The sequence below is a fragment of the Pseudomonas sp. NIBRBAC000502773 genome (genome assembly GCF_006517195.1).
In the GTDB taxonomy this organism is placed as follows: domain Bacteria; phylum Pseudomonadota; class Gammaproteobacteria; order Pseudomonadales; family Pseudomonadaceae; genus Aquipseudomonas; species Aquipseudomonas marginalis.
In genome coordinates, this window is the sequence record NZ_CP041189.1 from 1,796,304 (window position 1) to 1,816,040 (window position 19,737).

The following is a 19,737-nucleotide window of genomic DNA, read 5'->3' on the forward strand; positions in this document are numbered from 1 at the left end:
ACACTTGAATTGCGAACCCTCCTGCACTGGAGGGATTTGTTGTTTGCGAAGCCTGTAGGACCAGGCCTGCGCTGTAATCCTTATCGCAAACGCCGTGCCACTTTGCTGAAAACCCCTGGGAGCCTTAAGACATCAGGGCTGCGGATTTCAAAGCCGCCACCAATGTGCCGAATCGGCTGGCGGATTTCCGCCACGCCGCCCAATCCCGTCCTACAATTTGGCGGATATCCGCCTTGTCGCCCTGCCAGGTGATGACTACCATCCGCCATTCCATGGACGAGGGCCCCACATGCGTGAACGTACCATCGCCAGCCATTACGCCCGGGCAGCCCTGGGCGGTGCGCGTCGAGCCGGTTACGACTATTCGGGGCTGTTGCAACAGCTGGGCATCATCCCGGAGCTGTTGACCGAACCCCGCGCCCGCATTGCACCCGAGCAATTTACCCGGCTGCTGCAAATGCTCTGGCTGGCGCTGGACGATGAGTACCTGGGGTTCGCCGACGGGCCGAGCAAACGCGGCACCTTCGCCATGATGTGCCATGCGCTGATCCACTGCCGCACCCTGGAGAAGGCTCTGGAACGCGGCTTATTATTTTATAGCCTATTCCCACAAGGCCCGCGCTGGCAGCTGACACGAGAAGGCGAAATGGCCCGCCTGAGCCTGGATGATTCTCACCTGTGGGACCCGGATCACTTCCTCAGCGAATGCCTGCTGGTGATCTGGCACCGCCTGGGCAGTTGGCTGATCGGCCAGCGCATTCGTTTGCACCAGGCCACGTTCAGCTACCCGATGCCGGCCCACGCCGGTGAATATGACCTGCTGTTTCCCTGCGCCCAGGTGTTCGGTGCAGCGCACAGCAGCCTGGTGTTTCCCGCCCGCTACCTGAGCCTGCCTCTGTTGCAGGACGAGCGCACCCTCAAGCATTTCCTCGAGCGCTCCCCCGCCGACCTGCTGTCACGCCCGGATGAAGGCGACAGTTTGAGCAGCCAGCTGCGGCGCTCGTTGAGCCGCGACCGCACGCCTTGGCCAGACCTGGAAGCCGTCGCCCAGCACTTGCACGTCAGCCCGCAAACCCTGCGCCGACATTTGCGCGAAGAAGGCACCAGCTTTCAGGCGCTCAAGGATGAATTGCGGCGGGACATCGCCATCTACCACCTGGGGCGGGCGGATTTGTCCTTGCAGGCGATCGCCGAGCAGCTGGGGTTCTCAGAACCGTCGGCGTTTCATCGGGCGTTCAAGAAGTGGACGGGGCTGACACCGGGGGCCTACCGGGCGCAGGAGAGCTAGCGCTGCGTCGTGTGTGAGGGCCTCATCGGGGGCAACCCCCCTCCCACCTTTGACTGTGTTTACAAAGTTTGATCTGTGAATAAGTTCAAAATGTGGGAGGGGGCTTGCCCCCGATAGGGCCAGCCCAGCCACTACCGTTCACAAGGCCGGAAAGTGAATCTTGAACGCCGCGCCACCCAGCGGCGAATCCCCCAGGGTCAATCGCGCGCCATAGCTTTCTATGATGTCCTTGACCACCGCCAACCCGATCCCCTGCCCCGGATGCTGACGGTCCAGGCGCTCGCCCCGTTGCAGGATCCGTGCACGCTGGTCCGGTGGCACTCCGGGGCCGTCGTCCTCGATGCACAACTCGAGCCCTTCGGAATTTTCCACCAGGCTGATGCGTACTTCACTCAGGCACAACCGGTAGGCGTTTTCCAGCAGGTTGCCGAGCAATTCAAGCAGGGCGCCCTTCTCGATCGGTACATCGCATTCGTGTGGCAGGTCAAAGGACACCGTGACGCCCTTGTCGCGGTAGACCTTGCCCAGCGTATCGCAGAGGCTTTGCACTACCGGCTCCAGGCGCACCTGATGGCGCACCAGGCCGCTTTTGCGCAGGCTGGCACGCTGCAGCTGGTAGCCGATTTGCTGGCTCATGCGTTCGATCTGGGATTGCAGCACCCAGGCCTGGTCGCGATCTTCCGGACGTTGCGCCATGTCTTCGCTCACGCTTTGCAACACGGCGAGTGGCGTTTTCAGGCTGTGGGCCAGGTCATCGAGGGAGTCGCGGTAACGTGCCCGTTGTTCGCGCTCGCTATGCAGCAGGCGGTTAAGGGAGCCGGTGAGACGCAGCAATTCGCGCGGGTGTTGCTCGGAGAGGCTTTCGCGGGTACCGCCTTCGATCTGGTCAAGCTCCTGGCTCAATCGCCGCAGGGCCTGCAGGCCCCAGGTCAGGCCCAGCCACAGCAAGGTCAGCAGCACCAGGAGTGCCGCGCCGAAGCCCAGGTAGAGGTTTTCGCGCAGGCCTTCGAGGGTCAATTGGTATTCGCGCACCGGTTGCAGGGCCACGATACTGAACGCCGCGCTCTTGCCGCCGAGCAGCCTGACCTCGACGTCATAGACGAAGAACTCCTGGCCGTCGGACTCGCGAATCCGCGCAAACTCGTTGCCGCGCCCGTCATAGCGCGGCTTGTAGTTGATGTTTTCGTCCCGGGTGGCCCGCGAACGCCACACCAGGTGGCCTTCGCGGTCATAGATATAGCCGAGCAACCGGCTATCGGTGAGGTTGAAGCGTTCATCCGGCAACTGCGCCGGCATCAGCAGGCGATTGTTTTCCACCCGCGCGGCGGAGATCAGTGTGGTGACGTCCGACGCCAGGCGCTGCTCGATGGAATCCTGCAATGCCAGGCTGAACGCGCCCTGCATGGCGGGCAACAGGCCCAGCATAAACAGCACGGCCAGGGTGGCGGCCGCCAGCATCAAGCGCACACGGAGCGAGCGAATCAACGGCAGCGCTCATTGAACAGGTAGCCCAGGCCGCGCACGGTGTCGATCGGCTTGAACCCGGCCGGACCTTCCAGCTTGCGGCGCAGGCGGCCGACCAGCACTTCAATCACATTCGGATCGCGCTCATCGTCGTCGGGGTAGAGCTGCTCCATCAGGCGGTCCTTGGCGACGACCTGCTGGTGATGGCGCATCAGGTATTCGAGGATGCGATATTCATAGGCGGTCAATGCCAGGGGCTGTTCATCGAGGGACGCCTGCTTGCGGTTGAGGTCCAGCAGCAAGGGCCCGGCGACGATGGTCGACTGGGTAAACCCGCTGGAGCGGCGCAGCAAGGCGTTCATCCGCGCCTCCAGCTCTTCGAACTGGAACGGCTTGACCACATAGTCGTCGGCGCCGGCGGCCAGGCCTTCGACCTTGTCCTGCCAGTTGCCGCGCGCGGTGAGGATCAGGATCGGAAAGGTCTTGGCCTGGCTGCGCAGTTGGCGGATCAGGTCCAGGCCGCCCATGCCGGGCAGGCCCAGGTCGATGATCGCCAGGTCATGGTTGAATTGACCGGTCTGGTACAGGGCTTCTTCGGCATTGGCCACGGCCTCGACCACGTGGCCGCTGTCGGTCAGGCGGGTAAACAGGTGATGGCGCAACAGCGCCTCATCTTCCACCACCAGCAATTTCATAAGGCTCTCCAAAGCAAATCAACTGTCCGACAGAGGGGTATCATAGCGGCCCTGCAGGTCTTGCGGGCGCAGTTTAATGCCGTTGAACCGGCCGGTCAGGTGTTCATAGCCGGCGCGATAGCTCGGCTGCGGTGTGGCCTGGCCCAGGGACTGGCCCCAGGGCGTGGGCTGACTGCCAGCATCTTCGATGCTGACGCGCTGCATCAGGATGCTGGATTTCTTGGTTTTCTCACGGCCGAATGCGGCAAAGGCACCATCGGAGGCCTGAACCCCGACGGTGGCACTGAGCATGGTTAAGGCCAACATCAGCTTCTTGATCGCAGTCATGGTGTTACCTCATTACGCGTTTGGCTGTGAGGCCAGACTACGCAGGCGCCCCTGAACTCCCCCTGAACGGGCTCTGAACCTCGCCTGAATCACGGCGGGCTATCCTCTTGCCCATCAACTCGGCAAAATACCGCCCATGACGCCCCTACCCGCTTGCTGCACCCCACTCGACGCCCATTGGCCGCTACCCGACCCCTTGCCGGGCACGGTGTTTCTCAGCACCCGGTTCGATCCCGCATTGCTGACACCTGGCGACTTCCAACACTGCGCCGTGCCGCCACCGGCGAGTATCCAGCGTTCGGTGGCCAAGCGTCAGGCCGAGTTTCTCGCCGGCCGCCTGTGCGCGCGCGCGGCCCTGCAACAGCTCGATCAGATCAACTGCATCCCGGCGATCGGTGAAGACCGCGCACCGGTGTGGCCCGCCCACATCAGCGGTTCCATTACCCACAGCACCGGGCATGCCGCCGCGATTGTCGGACACAAGGCGCAATGGCGCGGGTTGGGGATGGACCTGGAGAACCTGCTGAGCCTGGAACGGGCGGAGCGCCTGGCCGGGGAAATTCTGACGGTGCAAGAGCTGCAGCGTATGGCTGATGTGCCGCGAGAACAGATCGCCTTGCTGGTGACGCTGACGTTTTCGGTCAAGGAGAGTTTGTTCAAGGCGCTCTACCCGATCGTGCAGAAGCGCTTCTATTTTGAACATGCCGAGGTGGTGGAGTGGTCAGAGGCCGGGCATGTGCGCTTGCGCTTGCTCATCGACCTGTCCAGCGAGTGGTGCCACGGCAAGGAGCTATTGGCGCAATACTCAGTGAGTGATGGCCAACTGTTGAGCCTGGTAGCCGTAGCAGCTGTCGAGCCTTAGCGAGGCTGCGTCGGGCGCGGCGTGGTAGCTACAGGAGGAATGTCAGGGTTTATCTTGATCCCTGGGCCAACTCAGGCTGAAGCAGGCGCCGCCCAGGTTGTTGCTCTTGCTGATCAACGCTCGCCCGCCGTGCCAATAAATGATGCGCCGCACAATCGACAACCCCAGGCCATGCCCGCCCGAGGCACGGGTGCGGCTGTCATCCAGGCGCAGGAACGGCGTGAAGATACGCTCCCAGGCACTTTCCGGTACGCCGGGCCCGTCGTCTTCCACATCTATGCGACAGCGCACCTGGCCCACTTGATAACTGATCAGCACCTGGCCCTGGGCGTGGCGCATGGCGTTGCTCACCAGGTTTTGCAGGGCGCGGTGCAAGTAGCGCGGCTCGGCATCGACCCAAGCGTCGTCCCAATGTGCCGACGACAGGCAAATCCCCCTGGCCACGCTCACCTGCGGGCGCAGTGGCGATAATTCGCCGATCACCTGGTCAAGCAGCGCATCGAGGTCGACCCGTTGGAAAATCAACGCCGGCGCACCCTGCTCAAGCCTTGCGTAGGTGAGCATTTCATCCACCAGGCCGTCGAGGTCCTGGATATCACTGTCCATGCCTTCCAGGTACTTGCGCCGCGCTTCAGGCGTGGCGGCGTCGCCGATCATCTCCAGGCCGAAGCGCAGGCGTGCCACCGGCGTGCGCAGTTCATGGGACACCGCGCGCACCAGTTCACGCTGGATCGCCAGCAGTTGCTGCAGGTGCTCGGCCATGCCATTAAAGGCCGCCGCCAGACGCCCCACCGAGTCGGCACCCCGCGCCGGCACACGCACCTCGAGATTGCCTTTGGCGATGCGCGTGGCGGCGGCTTCCAGGCCTCGGAGCCGGCGCTCAAGCTGACGCACCAATAGATAGACAATCAGGCCGATCAGGGTCAGGCCGATCAACGCGATCAGGACCAACCATTGCGCCGGATACGGGTTCATCTGATACAGCGGGCCAAGCTCCAGCACCCAGGGCGTGCCGACCATGCCGGCAAACACGCGGATCGAATCGCCGCCCTTGCCCAGGGCCATGACCGTATCACCCTCCGATACACGGCGGCGTTGGTCGTCGTCCATATCGGCCTGATCCAGGGTCATCAGGTGCATTTCGAAACCAAAGCCCTTGGCTTCCTTTATATCCGCCAGCCGTTGCGGCTGCTCGGCCACGGGGAAGCGCACCAGTTCGTCGGCCAGCAGGTAAATGGTCGCGCGGGCCAGTTGCTCGCTGATCTGCTGCACCTCCCCCGTCAGCACCCACTGTTCCTTATCGCTGACCAGGCGCAGCACCCGGGCGGCATGGGGGCCGGTCTGCTCCACCAGCACCTGGCCGCGTTGCAGGCGGGTGCGCTGGCTGAGGTCCAGTTGGGCATCGGTGAGGTTGCGCAATTCCAGGGGGATGCCGAGCAAGCGCTCCCACACGGCCAGGGCGCGCTGGCGTTCGATGGCGCTCATGGGCTGCAGGTTATCGCCCATCAAGGCAAAGGTGCCGTGGGCCAGGCGCTCGCGGTACTGGCCACTGCGCACCTCGTTGAGCAGGTGCAGGGCCAGCACGCCGAGCAGCGCCACCAGAATCAGCGCCGCGCACATGCCGCCATAGATACGCAGGAAGATCGAGTTCACAACGGCATATCGGCAGCGGCTTCAGGGACGAACAGATAGCCTTTGCTGCGGATGGTCTTGATCAGCCGCGGGTGGATCGGGTCATCGCCGATTTTCGGGCGAATCCGTGAGATGCGCACATCAATGGAGCGATCCTGGCCGTCGTAGCCGATACCGCGCAGGGCGATAAAAATTTCTTCGCGGGACAGGATGCGCCCGGCATTCGCCACCAGCAGCCACAGCAGGTCGAACTCGGCACTGGTCAACTCGATACCGTCACCCTGCAGCCAGGCTTCGCGCAGGGCGTTGTCCACCAGCAGCGGGCCGAATTGCAGGCGGCGCTGGCTTCCTACGCTGGCGGGTTCGGCCGGCTCACTGCGGCGCAACAGGGCCTGAATACGCGCGAGCAACAGGCGCGGGCGCACGGGTTTGCACACATAGTCGTCGGCCCCCATGTCCAGGCCGAGCACCTGGTCCATGTCGTCGGTGCGGGCGGTGAGCATCAGGATCACGCCGTCGTAGCGTTCACGCACTTTGCGGCAAATGCTCAGGCCGTCTTCGCCGGGCAGCATCAGGTCGAGAATCACCAGGTCCGGTTGCTCGGCGATTATCCGCGCCGCAGCCTGGGCGCCATCACCTTCCACAGAAACCCGCAGGCCGTTGCTTTCCAGGTAATCGCGGGTCAACTCGGCGAGTCGCTCGTCGTCCTCGACGATCAGGATGTGCCAGGCTTCTTGCTCCACGGGTGAACCTCGTTGTTATAAAGGGATGCGTTGACCGAGTCGGCCACACCTTATTTGTAATGTTTTGAGGGCATAACAGAGGCCGATTGTAGCCATGCCCAAGCCCTCTCGCACAAGCCGGGAAATCCATTCGGTGATCGCGCTTTTCTGTGATAGGGTTCGCGCCCTCAAAAATCCAACCGGCTGTTTTCAACTTGGAATATTCAGTGACAAACGGCCGAATCCAGCAGCGCTGCGGCCTACACGGGTGTTCCACGTTTCATACACATTTTACTCACAACGTTATCCACAGGTAGTGCGTTGCTAAGCCCCCCAAAACGCATTATCTTGTAGCTCGGCGCAAAAAAAACCCTACATGTAGGGTTTTCAGCGAAAAGACCCAACACAAATCAGACAAGAAACTCAAGCCCTTTCTTGCTCCTGTTGGGTCTAATCCAAGCATTTTTTGAAAGCCCAAACCGCTCAAGCGGATGGCAGCCGTTTTCAAGCTCCAACAGCGGAAAACGGTACGGGTGTTGCAGTACTTGAACCTGGCAACTGTCACCCACCAGGAACACGGCCAAGGGCGTTTGAGCCCCGAACCGAAGACTTCGGCATGGAAGCGGCGCGTTCAGCTCCCTTCCTCCTGTCCCGAAGTTGTTATGCCAGGCCCAGGCCTGCTGTAAGTGCTTCAGGACGGAACGGTGGGCACCGTGATGGTGCCCAAATAAATATAGAAATGTGGAGACAACCCCCCATGCAAACCGACACAACTCGCGAGAACCCGCAAGGCTCCGTGCCGCAGGCCGCCGATTCGACTATGGATCTGTCCGCCACTGCACCTGGCCAATTGCGCGTGATCAAGCGTAACGGGACTGTCGTTCCTTACACCGATGACAAAATCACCGTCGCCATCACCAAAGCGTTTCTTGCAGTTGAAGGCGGCACCGCTGCTGCCTCGTCGCGCATCCACGACACCGTTGCCCGCCTGACCGAACAGGTCACCGCGACCTTCAAGCGTCGCATGCCGTCGGGCGGCACCATCCACATCGAAGAAATCCAGGACCAGGTCGAACTGGCCCTGATGCGTGCCGGCGAGCAGAAAGTGGCCCGCGACTATGTGATCTACCGCGATTCGCGCGCCAAGGAACGTGCCGTCCGCACTCCGGCCGAAGAAGCCGCCGTGCAAGCGCACCCATCGATCCGCATCACCCTGGCCGACGGCAGCTTCGCGCCGCTGGACCTGGGCCGCCTGAACACCATCATCACCGAGGCCTGCGAAGGCCTGGAAGAAGTCGACGGTGACCTGATCCAGCGCGAAACCCTGAAGAACCTGTACGACGGCGTGGCCCTGACCGACGTCAACACCGCCCTGGTGATGACCGCCCGTACCCTGGTTGAACGCGAGCCGAACTACTCGTTCGTGACCGCGCGCCTGCTGATGGACACCCTGCGTGCCGAAGGCCTGGGCTTCCTGGGCGTGGCCGACAGCGCCACCCACCACGAGATGGCCGAGCTGTACGCCAAGGCGCTGCCTGCTTACATCGCCAAGGGTATTGAATTCGAATTGCTGAACCCGGTCCTGGCCACCTTCGACCTGGAAAAACTCGGCAAGGCGATCAATCACGAGCGCGACCAGCAGTTCACCTACCTGGGCCTGCAAACCCTGTACGACCGTTACTTCATCCACAAGGACGGGATCCGTTTCGAACTGCCGCAAGTGTTCTTCATGCGCGTGGCCATGGGCCTGGCGATCGAAGAGAAGCACAAGGAAGACCGTGCGATCGAGTTCTACAACCTGCTGTCGTCCTTCGACTACATGTCGTCCACTCCGACCCTGTTCAACGCCGGTACCCTGCGTCCACAGCTGTCGAGCTGCTACCTGACCACCGTGCCGGATGACCTGTCGGGCATCTACCACGCGATCCACGACAACGCCATGTTGTCCAAATTCGCCGGTGGCCTGGGCAACGACTGGACACCAGTGCGCGCACTGGGTTCGTACATCAAGGGCACCAACGGCAAGTCCCAGGGCGTCGTACCCTTCCTGAAAGTCGTGAACGACACCGCCGTAGCGGTCAACCAGGGCGGCAAGCGCAAAGGCGCGGTGTGTGCCTACCTGGAAACCTGGCACATGGACATTGAAGAGTTCATCGAGCTGCGCAAGAACACCGGTGATGACCGTCGTCGTACCCACGACATGAACACCGCCAACTGGATCCCTGACCTGTTCATGAAGCGCGTCTTCGATGACGGCAAGTGGACCCTGTTCTCGCCCTCCGAAGTGCCGGACCTGCACGACCTGACCGGCAAGGCCTTCGAAGAGCGCTACGAGTACTACGAAGCCCTCACCGAGTACCCAGGCAAGGTCAAGCTGTTCAAGACCATCCAGGCCAAGGACCTGTGGCGCAAGATGCTGTCCATGCTGTTCGAAACCGGCCACCCATGGCTGACCTTCAAGGACCCGTGCAACCTGCGCAGCCCGCAGCAGCACGTGGGCGTGGTCCACAGCTCGAACCTGTGCACCGAGATCACCTTGAACACCAACAAGGACGAGATCGCCGTTTGCAACCTGGGCTCGATCAACCTGCCGAACCACATCGTCAACGGCAAGCTGGACACCGCCAAGCTGGAGCGCACCGTCAACACCGCCGTACGCATGCTCGATAACGTGATCGACATCAACTACTACTCGGTGCCACAGGCGCAGAACTCCAACTTCAAGCACCGTCCAGTCGGCCTCGGCATCATGGGCTTCCAGGACGCGCTGTACCTGCAGCACATTCCCTACGGTTCGGACGCTGCGGTCGAGTTCGCCGACAAGTCCATGGAAGCGGTCAGCTACTACGCGATCCAGGCTTCCTGCGACCTGGCCGACGAGCGCGGCGCCTACGAGACGTTCCAGGGTTCGCTGTGGTCCAAGGGCATCCTGCCGCTGGATTCGCAACAGATCCTGATCGAAGCCCGTGGCCAGAAGTACATCGATGTTGACCTGAACGAGACCTTGGACTGGGCACCGGTACGTGCCCGTGTGCAGAAAGGTATTCGTAACTCCAACATCATGGCCATCGCACCGACCGCGACCATCGCCAACATCACTGGCGTCTCGCAGTCGATCGAACCGACCTACCAGAACCTGTATGTGAAATCGAACCTGTCGGGCGAATTCACCGTGATCAACCCGTATCTGGTCCGCGACCTGAAAGCCCGCGGCCTGTGGGACTCGGTCATGATCAACGACCTGAAGTACTACGACGGTTCCGTGCAGCAGATCGAACGCATCCCGCAGGAACTCAAAGAGCTCTACGCGACGGCCTTCGAAGTGGACACCAAGTGGATCGTCGACGCCGCCAGCCGCCGCCAGAAGTGGATCGACCAGGCTCAGTCCCTGAACCTGTACATCGCCGGCGCATCGGGCAAGAAGCTCGACGTGACCTACCGCATGGCCTGGTACCGTGGCCTGAAAACCACTTACTACCTCCGTGCCCTGGCCGCGACCAGCACCGAGAAGTCGACCATCAACACCGGCAAGCTGAACGCTGTGTCCAGCGGTAACCACGGTGATGATTCGGTGCTCGCCGCCCCGGCCGGCCCGGCACCAGTGCCAAAGGCCTGTGCAATCGACGAGCCGGATTGCGAAGCTTGCCAGTAAGCTGAGCCCACCTTGGGTTTAACCACCCCGGGTTGAATAGCCCCCGATATGCCTACGGTGTATCGGGGGTTTTCTTTTGCCCGGAAAAACCCTCGTAGAGAACTAGATCAACACGGTCGCTATACCCATTTTAGGTACACCGCCTCGCTGCCCCCACAACTCAATACGGCCGTTAATCACCGCCATCGAATGACCGCCGTACTCCACCGTTCCGACTCTGCTGCTTCTCAAGTCGGCATCGGTCGCCTGCCTGTAAAGCCCCTTCAATCCCAAGCGGTCCAGACCTTCGCGGGAGTACTCTCCATTGTTGAGGCTCTCCATGGCAGACTTGAAACTGTACCCTGCCGTGCCATCGTTGTTTTCCATCTGCGCCCGCTTGGCGCTCGCGGCATACATGAAGTTTGCAGACGTTATCATCGAAGGGTCATCCCCCTCGAAGCGGGCCTCCTTTGCCGCCTCTTTCAGTTCGCCCTTGGACACGTGAAGCTTGAATCCATCGCGCATCGTTACGTCATAGCCATTACCCGACTCTTTTACCTCCTTGAACACATCTGTCGGTTCCTTGCCATACCGCATCATGGCAGCCTTTATTGCGGAAACAGTCACACAGTTGCCGTCGGGTCCCTGCTTGAAACCACTCCAGATATTGCCCGGCTCTCGGCCAGTTCCCGGCTTTTGCCCAGGGTTACTGTTATCAGGCTTGTAGTTGAAATAGTTTTTCCCGCTGGTATAGGGCTTGTTACTCATTGATTCAGAGGGGCCAAAATCCTGCGGATTCACCCCTGCACCGCCCCCCGGCCCCCTCCTCGCGGTGGCGTTACATCATCGTTATCAGGAAACCACTCCCGAAGCAGCCGCTTGAGAAGTTCAAGCAGCCTGCCATCGGCTTCTTCGGCCAGTTTCTTAAGGATTTCCTTGAATTTCTCGTCACCCAATTTCTCGCGCAACTCATTCAACTTGTTGCGCAGGTCCTGAACCGTTTGGGTCTTGCCATCTTTATCTGCATCAAGCAACTGGTTGAGCAACGACTTAACCGTAGATACTTCAGCAGCAGGTTCAACAGGCGGCGAATCACCTCGCGCAACGCCCGACAAAAAAGGTATGCGACCTGTACTTGACGCAGAAACTCCTGAACTCCACATCTTTGGTGCTCCCATTGATTGGTAAGCCCGCAAGGCTCTGGACCAATCAGTGGCAAGGCAGGAATGGAGTGTTCCTCCTCAAGCATTTCGACAAGTAACTTTAATTTTTTTATGGCTTTTTCTTACGCCCACAAAAAAGCCCCTCTTGCGAGGGGCTTGGTATGGAGCCTACGGCATCAGGTCATCTGAATGATGGTCTGCATGATAGTGCTCTGGGTCGAGATGGTCTTGGCGTTCGCCTGGTAGTTGCTCTGGGCCTTGATCAGGTCCACCAGCTCGTTGGTCAGGTTGACGTTGGAGTTCTCCAGGGAGTTGGCCACGATCGAACCCAGGGTACCGGATTGCGGGGAGTCATAACCCGGCTGGCCCGAAGCGAAGGTCTCTCTCCAGGTGGTGCCGCCCGATGGCTGCAAGCCTTGCTCGTTGTTGAAGCTGGCCAGGGAGATCTGGCCGATGGCCTTGCTCTGCTGGTTGCTGAACGTGGCGAACATTACGCCATTGCCGTCGATTTTCAGGCCGGTGATCTGGCCAGTGGCGTAACCGTCGGTGGTCGGTGGGTTGCGGTAACTGGCGGAGTTGTACTGGGTGATATTGGCCATGTTGACGGCAATGTTTGGCGCTGTAGCCTTGTTAGGCGTCCATACGCCATTGGTCACCGAGCCCGGGATCCAGCCGGTGAGCGTCAGGGTCGTGCCGGACACGCCTGCGGTGGTGATATCCGTCAGTTTACCGGCACCGTCAAAGCTCAATACCGACGGTACAGGAGCAGTGGTACCCGTCGTTGTAGGCTTGGAACCATCCAGGTTACGGCCATCGATCAGCGTGTAGGCGCTCCACTTGTTGGCGTCGGTTTTCACCATGTACTGCACCATCTCGTGGGAGTTGCCCTGGGAGTCGTACAGGGTGGTGCTGTACTGGGTGGTGAAAGTGGTGGTGTCAGTCGGGTCGAACGGCTTGGTGGTTTGGTTGATCACCGGCTCCGACGAGTTCAGGTTACTGGTGGAGTCCACTTTGGTGGACGCCTTCGGTGGTAGGTACGACAGGTTCAGTTGCAGGTCGGTCAAACCGCCTTTGATGATCTTGCCGTCGTCATCTGCCGCGTAGCCCTGCAGGCGCGAGGTACCGGTGTTGTTGGTGATGTAGCCGTCTTTATCGGCACGGAAGGCACCACTACGGGTGTACTCCAGCGAGCCATCGCTGCCCTTCTGCACGAAGAAGCCACCGCCCTGGATCGCCATGTCCAGCACGCCGCCGCTGTTGTTGACGTCACCCTGGGTGAACTGCTGGGACACCGCTGCCAGGTTCACACCGTTGCCGATGCTGTTCTGGCCGGTGCCCAGTTTGGACGCGGCGTAGATATCCGCGAACTCCGCACGGGACGACTTGAAGCCAGTGGTCGCAACGTTGGCGATGTTGTTGCCGGTTACGTCCAGTTGTTTGTTGGCCGCATAGAGGCCGCTAAGGCCGATATTAAAAGACATGTTTCTCTCCCTCTGCCGTATTTAGCCGGCTCTATGTACCGATAGTCTGAATTTGCGACAGCTTGACGCTGCCCATGCCACCCGCAAGGTTCAGCAGCATTTCGCCGCCGGTCTTGCTCAACGTCACACTGGTCACCGTTGCCGGCAACGAAGTCGCCATGGCCACCGATTCACCCTTGTCGTTCTTGGTCGTCGCCGCAAAGGTATAGGTGCCGGCTGGGGCGACCTCGCCCTTGTCGTTCTTGCCATCCCAGATGAAGTCGGACGAACCCGCGCTTTGGGCACCCATATCGATAGTGCGCACCACGTTGCCGTCTTTATCGGAGATCTTGATCGAGACGTTGCCTGTCGCCGCAGTCACCGCCACCGAACCGGTCATGCTCTTGCTCGTGTCCACCAAAGCCTTGTTGGTCTGGGTGATGATCGAGCGCCCCACCAGCGACGATGCCTGCAGCGCCTGCGACGAGCTGAAGTTGCTGGAGATCGCATTGACCGAGTCGTTCAGGGTGTTGATGCCTTCCAGGCTGCTGAACTGGGCCAACTGGGCCACGAACGCGCCGTTGTCCTGAGGCGACAGCGGGTTCTGGTTTTTCAGTTGGGTCACCAGCAATTGCAGGAACGCATCCTTGCCCAGGGACTGGCTGCCTGTCGCCGTCTTGGTAGCGTCGGCGACGGTGGTGTTGTCGGTGGCGGTCTTGACCTTGGAGTTGAAAAGGTCCTGGACTGCCGTATTGGTCGTGGTATCAACGATGGCCATTATTTGGCGCCCCTTATCACTGACCCAGGGTCAGGACCTTCTGCATCATGGTTTTGGCGGTGTTCATCATTTCCGCGTTGGTCTGGAACGAGCGGCTGGCGGAGATCATGTCTGCCATTTCCTCGACCACGTTGACGTTGGGGTAATAGACATAACCCTTTTCGTTCGCGGCAGGATGGTTCGGCTCGTAACGGGCCTCGAGGTTGCTCTGGTCTTCGACCACACCGAGGACCTGCACGCCCTGGCCGGCAGCATCCTGGTTCTGGAACAGCGAATCGCTGCCACCGCTCTGGCCACCCTGGAACATGGTGGCGAACACCGGGTGACGGGCGCGGTAGGTCTGGTCGATGCTCGAAGACACGGTCTCGGCGTTGGCGATGTTACTGGCGACGGTGTTCAAGCGCGTGGTCTGCGCGCTCATGCCACTGCCGGCAATATTGAAAACACTGGACAGGGACATGGCTTACTCTCCACGCAGGGCTGACATCAGCCCTTTGAATTTACTGTTGAGCAGGGTAAAGCTGGCCTGAAAGTTCACCGAGTTCTCGGCATAGGCCGATTGCTCCAACTGGGCGTCGACGGTGTTCTGGTCGATCGACGGCTGCATCGGCGTGCGATACAGCAGCGACTCGTCACCACTGCTCAGGCCTTGCGCTTCGATATGACGGCTGTTGGTCATGTTCAAGGCGAAGGTGCCGTTCTTGGTCTTGTCCTGCTGTGCGGCGAGCACGGCAGAGAAATCCAGGTCCCGAGCCTTGTAGTTCGGGGTGTCGGCGTTGGCAATGTTGTTGGCCAGGACTTCGGCACGCTGGGCGCGGAAGCCCAGGGCTTGTTCGTGGATACCGAGCGCTTTATCGAAGCTGATGCTCATGGCGGAAACCTTTAGGCTGACCTGCTGTTCGTTAACAGGGTTATAGCAAGGCGCATGCCAATATCTGATACCCCCGTAAATCAAGGGGTTGCGAGGAGCTTGCCGGCGGCAATGCCAGAAAAGCGGCAACGGGTTTCCGCGTGACGCCAGTAAAGCGGCAATGGGGAGTTGCCGCTTTCTTCAACTTTGCCGCAGAAACAAATGTGGGAGGGGGCTGCCCCGATAGCGTTTGATCAGTTGATGTCTCTATCACTGATACACCGCTATCGGGAGCAAGCCCCCTCCCACATATTATTTGGCCTGATTATTTGGCCTGGTAGATGATCCCAGGGCTGCATTGCACCATCTGGAAGTGATCCGGCAAACCATTGAGCGCCTCGGATGCACCGAGGAACAGGTAGCCGCCACGCTTGAGGGTGCCGTGGATGCGCAACAGGATGTCTTTCTTCACCTCTGCCGAGAAGTAGATCAGCACGTTGCGGCAGAACACCATGTCAAACTTGCCCAGGCTGGCGTAGCTGTCGAGCAGGTTGAACGAGCGAAACTCCACACGGTTCTTGATCGGCGCCTTGACCGCCCAACGCCCGGCCCCTTTCGGGTCGAAGTAGCGTTGCAAACGTTCCTGGGACAAGCCACGGCCCAGGGCCAGGCTGTCGTACTCGCCGGTCTTGCAGTTGGTGAGCATGGTGCCGGACAGGTCGGTGGCGACGATCTGCGCTCCGGCTTTCAGTTGGCCCATGTTGGTCCGCTCGAACTCATCGATGGACATCGAAATCGAGTACGGTTCCTGACCCGAAGAGCAGGCGGCCGACCAGATACGCAGGCGCTGGCCCGGGCTGGCCTTGATGGCCTCCGGCAGCACTTTGCTCTTGAGCACTTCAAAGGGGTAGGTATCGCGAAACCACAGGGTTTCGTTGGTGGTCATGGCATCGACCACCATCTCCTTAAGGCCACTGCGCGGCTGCCCCTGGATCCGCTGAACCAACTCGCCCAGGGATTTGATGCCCTGCTGCTCCATCAGTTTGTTAAGACGGCTGGATACCAGGTATTGCTTGTTTTCACCGAGCAATATGCCACAGGCTTTTTCCAGGAAGACCCGGAACTGTTCAAAATCCAAATTACCCGTAGACACTGATACCGCCTCTAAAATCGTATGACCGCCAGGGGAAAACCCTAGCCGTGATCTGCTGCCTTGATCCGGTCGACTACCCGGGATGCCAGGTCATCAGGGCGGAATTTGGCCAGGAAGTCATCGGCACCGACTTTCTTGACCATCGCCTGATTGAATACGCCCGACAACGAAGTATGCAGGATGATATGCAGTTTTTGCATGCGTGGATCGCTGCGTATCTCTGCAGTGAGGGTATAGCCGTCCATTTCCGGCATCTCGATGTCAGAGATCATCATCAAGAATTCTTCTTCCGGCTTCTTACCTTCATCCACCAGCTTACGCAGGTAATCCAATGCCTGACGCCCGTCATTGAGGGCGACAACGTCCACGCCGACGGTTTGCAGGCAGCGAGTCACCTGTTTGCGCGCTACCGAGGAGTCATCCACCGTCAGCACACGCAGCGAGACCGCCTTGTGCGCCGTTTCGGCGTCGACCACCCCCACGGAAATCGATTCCGAGGTAGGCGCCACTTCGGCGAGGATCTTCTCCACGTCGATGATCTCCACCAACTGGTTATCGACCCGCGTCACCGCCGTAAGGTAGTGATCGCGACCGGTGCCCTTGGGCGGCGGATGAATCTCTTCCCAGTTCATGTTGACGATGCGTTCCACCGAGCGCACCAGGAAACCCTGGGTCTTGGTGTTGTACTCGGTAATGATCACGAACGGGTTCTCGCGATCCTGCAGGCCGGCCGAGCCGGTGGCCAGGGCCAGGTCAAGAATCGGGATAGTCGCACCACGAATATTCGCCACACCGCACACCACCGGACTGGACTTGGGCATGATCGTCAGCTTGGGACATTGCAGCACTTCCCGCACCTTGAATACGTTGATGCCATACAGCTGCTTGCCATCCAGGCGAAACAGCAGCAACTCCAGGCGATTCTGCCCTACCAGCTGTGTGCGCTGGTTTACTGAATCCATTACTCCTGCCATGCCATGACTCCTACGCTAAAACCTTTGGCTATACCTACAAGGGCGGCGCGCCCCCAACACTAAAACGGCACGAGCTTTGCTATTTGTTGAATTATGGACATTAAAACGACAGTTTCCCGACGCCTTCACCTGACACGGTTTTGCAGATTGCTCTGCGTACCGTTGGCGCTGCTTGCCTTCAGCCTGGGCACCACGGCCCGTGCAGAGAACGTCACCTTGCCTGATCTACTTATCGGCGTCACCCAAGGCTTTCTTGAGTTCACTGTAGAAGATTATCTGGCAACCACACAGACGCCGGGGCGTTATGAAATCCAGGTCAACCAGTTGGACCCGCGTCTGCGCATGCCGATGTGCGACAAGGAATTGACAGCGACCCTGGAAAGTCCCGCCCAACCGATCGGGCGCGTAACGGTCAAGGTACGCTGCGAAGGCGCCTCGCCCTGGACCGTGTTCGTACCGGCCCAGGTCAAATTGTTCCGTGATGTGGTGGTGGTTGCCCGCCCACTGAAGCGCACGGGCATCATCGATTTCGAGGATGTCGTACTGCGTGAGCGCGACATCAGCCAGATCAGCCAGGGCTACCTGACATCCCTGGACCAGGCCATCGGGCAAAGATTGACCCGACCAGTGGTCACCGATCAGGTCATTACCCTGGTACACCTGGAACAGGCGGAGGTCATCCGCAAGGGCGACCAGGTGGTGATTTCCGCGAGCAGCGGCGGCTTGAATGTGAAAATGCCGGGCGAAGCGCTGTCCAACGGCGGCATGAGCGAACAGATTCGCGTCAAGAACCTCAACTCCAACCGCGTGATCAAGGCGCGGGTGACAGCCCCAGGGCAAGTCGAGGTCGCTTTATAGATTACTGGTACAGGACGCTGGGTTTTCCTACACTGTGCACGAGAGGCCCCGTGCGGAGATTTATTGTCATTCGCGCCTAAAGTTTGTCCGGGTATGGCCGAAAACATGGCAAGCGTCCAAATACCCAGAGGTTTTTTATCATGGTCATCGATTTCAGCCGTTTGAATAACACCCCGACGACGTCAGGCACTACGCGCACCACCAGCCCCAAGGACAGCGTAGAAGCCAAGGCTCCGGCGCTGCCCGCCAAGGCAGAACAGGCCAGTGCCAGCCAAAGCGGGGAATCCGTACACCTGAGCAATGAGGCTCAACAGTTGCAGAAGGTCACTGACTCGCTGCGCGATCAACCGGTCGTCAATAAAGCCCGCGTGGCCGAATTGAAACAGGCGATCGCCGATGGCAGCTATAAAGTCGACAGCAACCGTGTAGCCAGCAAGCTGCTTAACTTCGAAGCCGAGCGCTAGGCAAAGGCCTGCGCAGGGCTTTTGGACGCTTAAAACCCAAGGCCAGCCATGCATCACGACGAACATTTGCTTCAACTGATCATTGATGATCTAGCGCCGACGCAACAATTGCTCGAGCTGCTCAAAGAAGAATCACTGGCCCTCTATGGCCGGGACATGCCGCTGCTGGAAGAAATTCTGGCACGCAAGCAGTCGTTGATCGTCCTGCTGGAACAGCACGGCAAAAAACGCAGCCAGATCCTCATCAGCCTCGGCCTGCCGGCAGACCACGACGGCCTGGCGCAATTGGCCAGCCACTCCTCGGTCGGCGATCAACTGCTGAGCCAGAGCAAAGAACTCAACCAATTGCTCGCCCAGTGCCAGGAAGCCAACCTGCTTAACGGTCAGTCGATCCAGCTTCAGCAAGCCACGACCGCCAACCAGTTGCGTATACTCCACGGCGGAGAGCCTCCGGCACTCTATAACGCCCAGGGCTCCACCTCGCGCCTGGTCAAGCCAAGCACTCGCAGCCAAGCCTGACACCGGTTTACAGCGCGCCCTATCCAAGGCCCGCCACATGCTGGCAAAATGCCGGTTCTTGCGTGTAGTCGTATTTTGTCTGGAGATGGAAGAACCGTGTTCAACGCCCTTAATGCGGAAGATGCCCCGCAGCCACCCAAGGTCCTCACCACGCCTCTGGAAATCGCCGGCACCTTGCGGATGCTGCAAGACAGCCATGACCCGCTGATCATCACTTTCCATGAACGCAGCCAGCGCTTCCAGAGCTACCTGGTGGATGTCAACCGCGACAGCAACACGCTGGCGCTGGACGAAATGATCCCCCGAGACGGCGAGCGCTACCTCGAAAACGGCGAACCCTTTCGCATCGAAGGTTTCCATGATGGCGTACGCGTCGCCTGGGAAAGCAATGGCACCTTGACCATCAGCGAAAAAGACGGCCACCGTATCTACACCGGCAGCCTGCCGGGCGAGGTGGTCTACCATCAGCGCCGCAATGCCTTCCGCGCCGCGTTGAAGCTGGCGCAACTGGTGAATATCGAGCTGGGCGGCGAGAAGCTTCAGCTGCCGATCAACGGCAAACTGCTGGATATTTCCGCCACCGGCTGCAAGTTGCGTTTTGAAGGCGATATTTCCGAGCGCCTGCAACTGGGCCAGGTCTACGACCGTTTTATCGCAGCCCTGCCGTTTGGCAGCATGACCACCGCCGTCGAACTGCGATACCTGCACTTCGAGGAAAGGATCAACACGACCTTTGCCGGTGTGCGCTTCCACAACATGAGTGGTTTGGTGCAACGCCAGGTCGAGCGTTTTGTGTACCAGCTGCAGCGTGAAGCACGACGGTTCGACAAAGACGACGATTTTTGATCCTTAACCATCGCAGCAAAAAATACGGGCAGACCCTTTGGGACCTGCCCG

21 protein-coding genes are annotated in these 19,737 nt (G+C 59.9%); 7 read left to right on the forward strand and 14 right to left on the reverse strand.

Features of this window, described 5'->3' with window-relative positions; genetic code table 11:
- Positions 1 to 124: 124 nt before the first annotated feature.
- Positions 125 to 262, reverse strand: coding sequence for a hypothetical protein (locus NIBR502773_RS30620; protein ID WP_168166802.1), 138 nt, complete (start codon positions 260 to 262; stop codon positions 125 to 127).
- Between the two features lie 27 nt (positions 263 to 289).
- Between NIBR502773_RS30620 and NIBR502773_RS08200 the strand changes: the two genes are divergently transcribed.
- A complete protein-coding gene (locus tag NIBR502773_RS08200) occupies positions 290 to 1,288 on the forward strand; it encodes an AraC family transcriptional regulator (RefSeq protein WP_141155815.1) in 999 nt (332 codons plus the stop codon).
- Positions 1,289 to 1,426: 138 nt separating this feature from the next.
- Here the strand turns inward: NIBR502773_RS08200 and NIBR502773_RS08205 are convergent, their stop codons facing one another.
- From NIBR502773_RS08205 to NIBR502773_RS08215, 3 genes are read right to left on the reverse strand one after another with little or no spacing between them, the layout of a single operon-like run.
- Entirely contained in the window at positions 1,427 to 2,773 is a 1,347-nt protein-coding gene (locus tag NIBR502773_RS08205; RefSeq protein WP_141155816.1) for an ATP-binding protein, read from the reverse strand.
- Positions 2,770 to 3,447: a response regulator gene (locus tag NIBR502773_RS08210; protein WP_017138377.1), complete on the reverse strand. Its 678-nt coding sequence runs from the start codon at positions 3,445 to 3,447 to the stop codon at positions 2,770 to 2,772. Before NIBR502773_RS08210 ends, NIBR502773_RS08205 begins: the two co-directional genes overlap by 4 nt.
- A gap of 18 nt (positions 3,448 to 3,465) precedes the next feature.
- Positions 3,466 to 3,774: a hypothetical protein gene (locus NIBR502773_RS08215; protein WP_115488987.1), complete on the reverse strand. Its 309-nt coding sequence runs from the start codon at positions 3,772 to 3,774 to the stop codon at positions 3,466 to 3,468.
- A 136-nt stretch (positions 3,775 to 3,910) separates the two neighbouring features.
- Between NIBR502773_RS08215 and NIBR502773_RS08220 the strand changes: the two genes are divergently transcribed.
- Complete coding sequence (locus NIBR502773_RS08220) at positions 3,911 to 4,636, forward strand: 4'-phosphopantetheinyl transferase (RefSeq protein ID WP_141155817.1); 726 nt, start codon at positions 3,911 to 3,913, stop codon at positions 4,634 to 4,636.
- Positions 4,637 to 4,678: 42 nt separating this feature from the next.
- Here the strand turns inward: NIBR502773_RS08220 and NIBR502773_RS08225 are convergent, their stop codons facing one another.
- Complete coding sequence (locus NIBR502773_RS08225; protein WP_141155818.1) at positions 4,679 to 6,289, reverse strand: ATP-binding protein; 1,611 nt, start codon at positions 6,287 to 6,289, stop codon at positions 4,679 to 4,681.
- Positions 6,286 to 7,011 carry a response regulator gene (locus tag NIBR502773_RS08230; protein ID WP_141155819.1) on the reverse strand — a complete coding sequence of 242 codons (726 nt, stop codon included), beginning with the start codon at positions 7,009 to 7,011 and terminating at the stop codon, positions 6,286 to 6,288. Before NIBR502773_RS08230 ends, NIBR502773_RS08225 begins: the two co-directional genes overlap by 4 nt.
- A gap of 736 nt (positions 7,012 to 7,747) precedes the next feature.
- Here NIBR502773_RS08230 and NIBR502773_RS08235 point away from each other — a divergent pair.
- Positions 7,748 to 10,642, forward strand: a complete 2,895-nt coding sequence (locus NIBR502773_RS08235) for a ribonucleoside-diphosphate reductase subunit alpha (protein WP_141155820.1) — start codon at positions 7,748 to 7,750, stop codon at positions 10,640 to 10,642.
- Between the two features lie 102 nt (positions 10,643 to 10,744).
- Here NIBR502773_RS08235 and NIBR502773_RS08240 read toward each other — a convergent pair whose 3' ends face one another.
- The 8 genes from NIBR502773_RS08240 to NIBR502773_RS08270 all read right to left on the reverse strand — a co-directional run bounded on the left by NIBR502773_RS08240 (position 10,745) and on the right by NIBR502773_RS08270 (position 16,999).
- Positions 10,745 to 11,422, reverse strand: a complete 678-nt coding sequence (locus tag NIBR502773_RS08240; RefSeq protein WP_373682380.1) for a hypothetical protein — start codon at positions 11,420 to 11,422, stop codon at positions 10,745 to 10,747.
- Positions 11,419 to 11,784 carry a hypothetical protein gene (locus NIBR502773_RS31245; RefSeq protein ID WP_373682381.1) on the reverse strand — a complete coding sequence of 122 codons (366 nt, stop codon included), beginning with the start codon at positions 11,782 to 11,784 and terminating at the stop codon, positions 11,419 to 11,421. Before NIBR502773_RS31245 ends, NIBR502773_RS08240 begins: the two co-directional genes overlap by 4 nt.
- Positions 11,785 to 11,960: 176 nt before the next feature.
- Complete coding sequence (gene flgE / locus NIBR502773_RS08245) at positions 11,961 to 13,265, reverse strand: flagellar hook protein FlgE (protein WP_092359502.1); 1,305 nt, start codon at positions 13,263 to 13,265, stop codon at positions 11,961 to 11,963.
- Positions 13,266 to 13,296: 31 nt separating this feature from the next.
- Positions 13,297 to 14,022 carry a flagellar hook assembly protein FlgD gene (flgD, locus tag NIBR502773_RS08250; RefSeq protein WP_065939080.1) on the reverse strand — a complete coding sequence of 242 codons (726 nt, stop codon included), beginning with the start codon at positions 14,020 to 14,022 and terminating at the stop codon, positions 13,297 to 13,299.
- 16 nt (positions 14,023 to 14,038) lie between these two features.
- Entirely contained in the window at positions 14,039 to 14,482 is a 444-nt protein-coding gene (gene flgC / locus NIBR502773_RS08255) for a flagellar basal body rod protein FlgC (protein ID WP_024076985.1), read from the reverse strand.
- Positions 14,483 to 14,485: 3 nt separating this feature from the next.
- On the reverse strand, positions 14,486 to 14,893 hold the full coding sequence (gene flgB, locus NIBR502773_RS08260) for a flagellar basal body rod protein FlgB (RefSeq protein WP_003175633.1): 408 nt from the start codon (positions 14,891 to 14,893) through the stop codon (positions 14,486 to 14,488).
- A gap of 304 nt (positions 14,894 to 15,197) precedes the next feature.
- Entirely contained in the window at positions 15,198 to 16,025 is an 828-nt protein-coding gene (gene cheR, locus NIBR502773_RS08265) for a protein-glutamate O-methyltransferase CheR (protein WP_027607785.1), read from the reverse strand.
- Between the two features lie 41 nt (positions 16,026 to 16,066).
- Positions 16,067 to 16,999, reverse strand: coding sequence for a chemotaxis protein CheV (locus NIBR502773_RS08270; protein WP_027607784.1), 933 nt, complete (start codon positions 16,997 to 16,999; stop codon positions 16,067 to 16,069).
- A gap of 93 nt (positions 17,000 to 17,092) precedes the next feature.
- On the opposite strand from NIBR502773_RS08270, the gene flgA reads away from it, so the two are divergent.
- From flgA to NIBR502773_RS08290, 4 genes are all read left to right on the forward strand, one after another.
- Positions 17,093 to 17,857: a flagellar basal body P-ring formation chaperone FlgA gene (flgA, locus tag NIBR502773_RS08275; RefSeq protein WP_065926183.1), complete on the forward strand. Its 765-nt coding sequence runs from the start codon at positions 17,093 to 17,095 to the stop codon at positions 17,855 to 17,857.
- A gap of 140 nt (positions 17,858 to 17,997) precedes the next feature.
- A complete protein-coding gene (gene flgM, locus NIBR502773_RS08280; protein WP_065926184.1) occupies positions 17,998 to 18,321 on the forward strand; it encodes a flagellar biosynthesis anti-sigma factor FlgM in 324 nt (107 codons plus the stop codon).
- Positions 18,322 to 18,369: 48 nt separating this feature from the next.
- On the forward strand, positions 18,370 to 18,840 hold the full coding sequence (locus tag NIBR502773_RS08285) for a flagella synthesis protein FlgN (protein ID WP_065939082.1): 471 nt from the start codon (positions 18,370 to 18,372) through the stop codon (positions 18,838 to 18,840).
- A 96-nt stretch (positions 18,841 to 18,936) separates the two neighbouring features.
- Complete coding sequence (locus NIBR502773_RS08290) at positions 18,937 to 19,686, forward strand: flagellar brake protein (protein ID WP_141155821.1); 750 nt, start codon at positions 18,937 to 18,939, stop codon at positions 19,684 to 19,686.
- Positions 19,687 to 19,737: the final 51 nt, after the last annotated feature.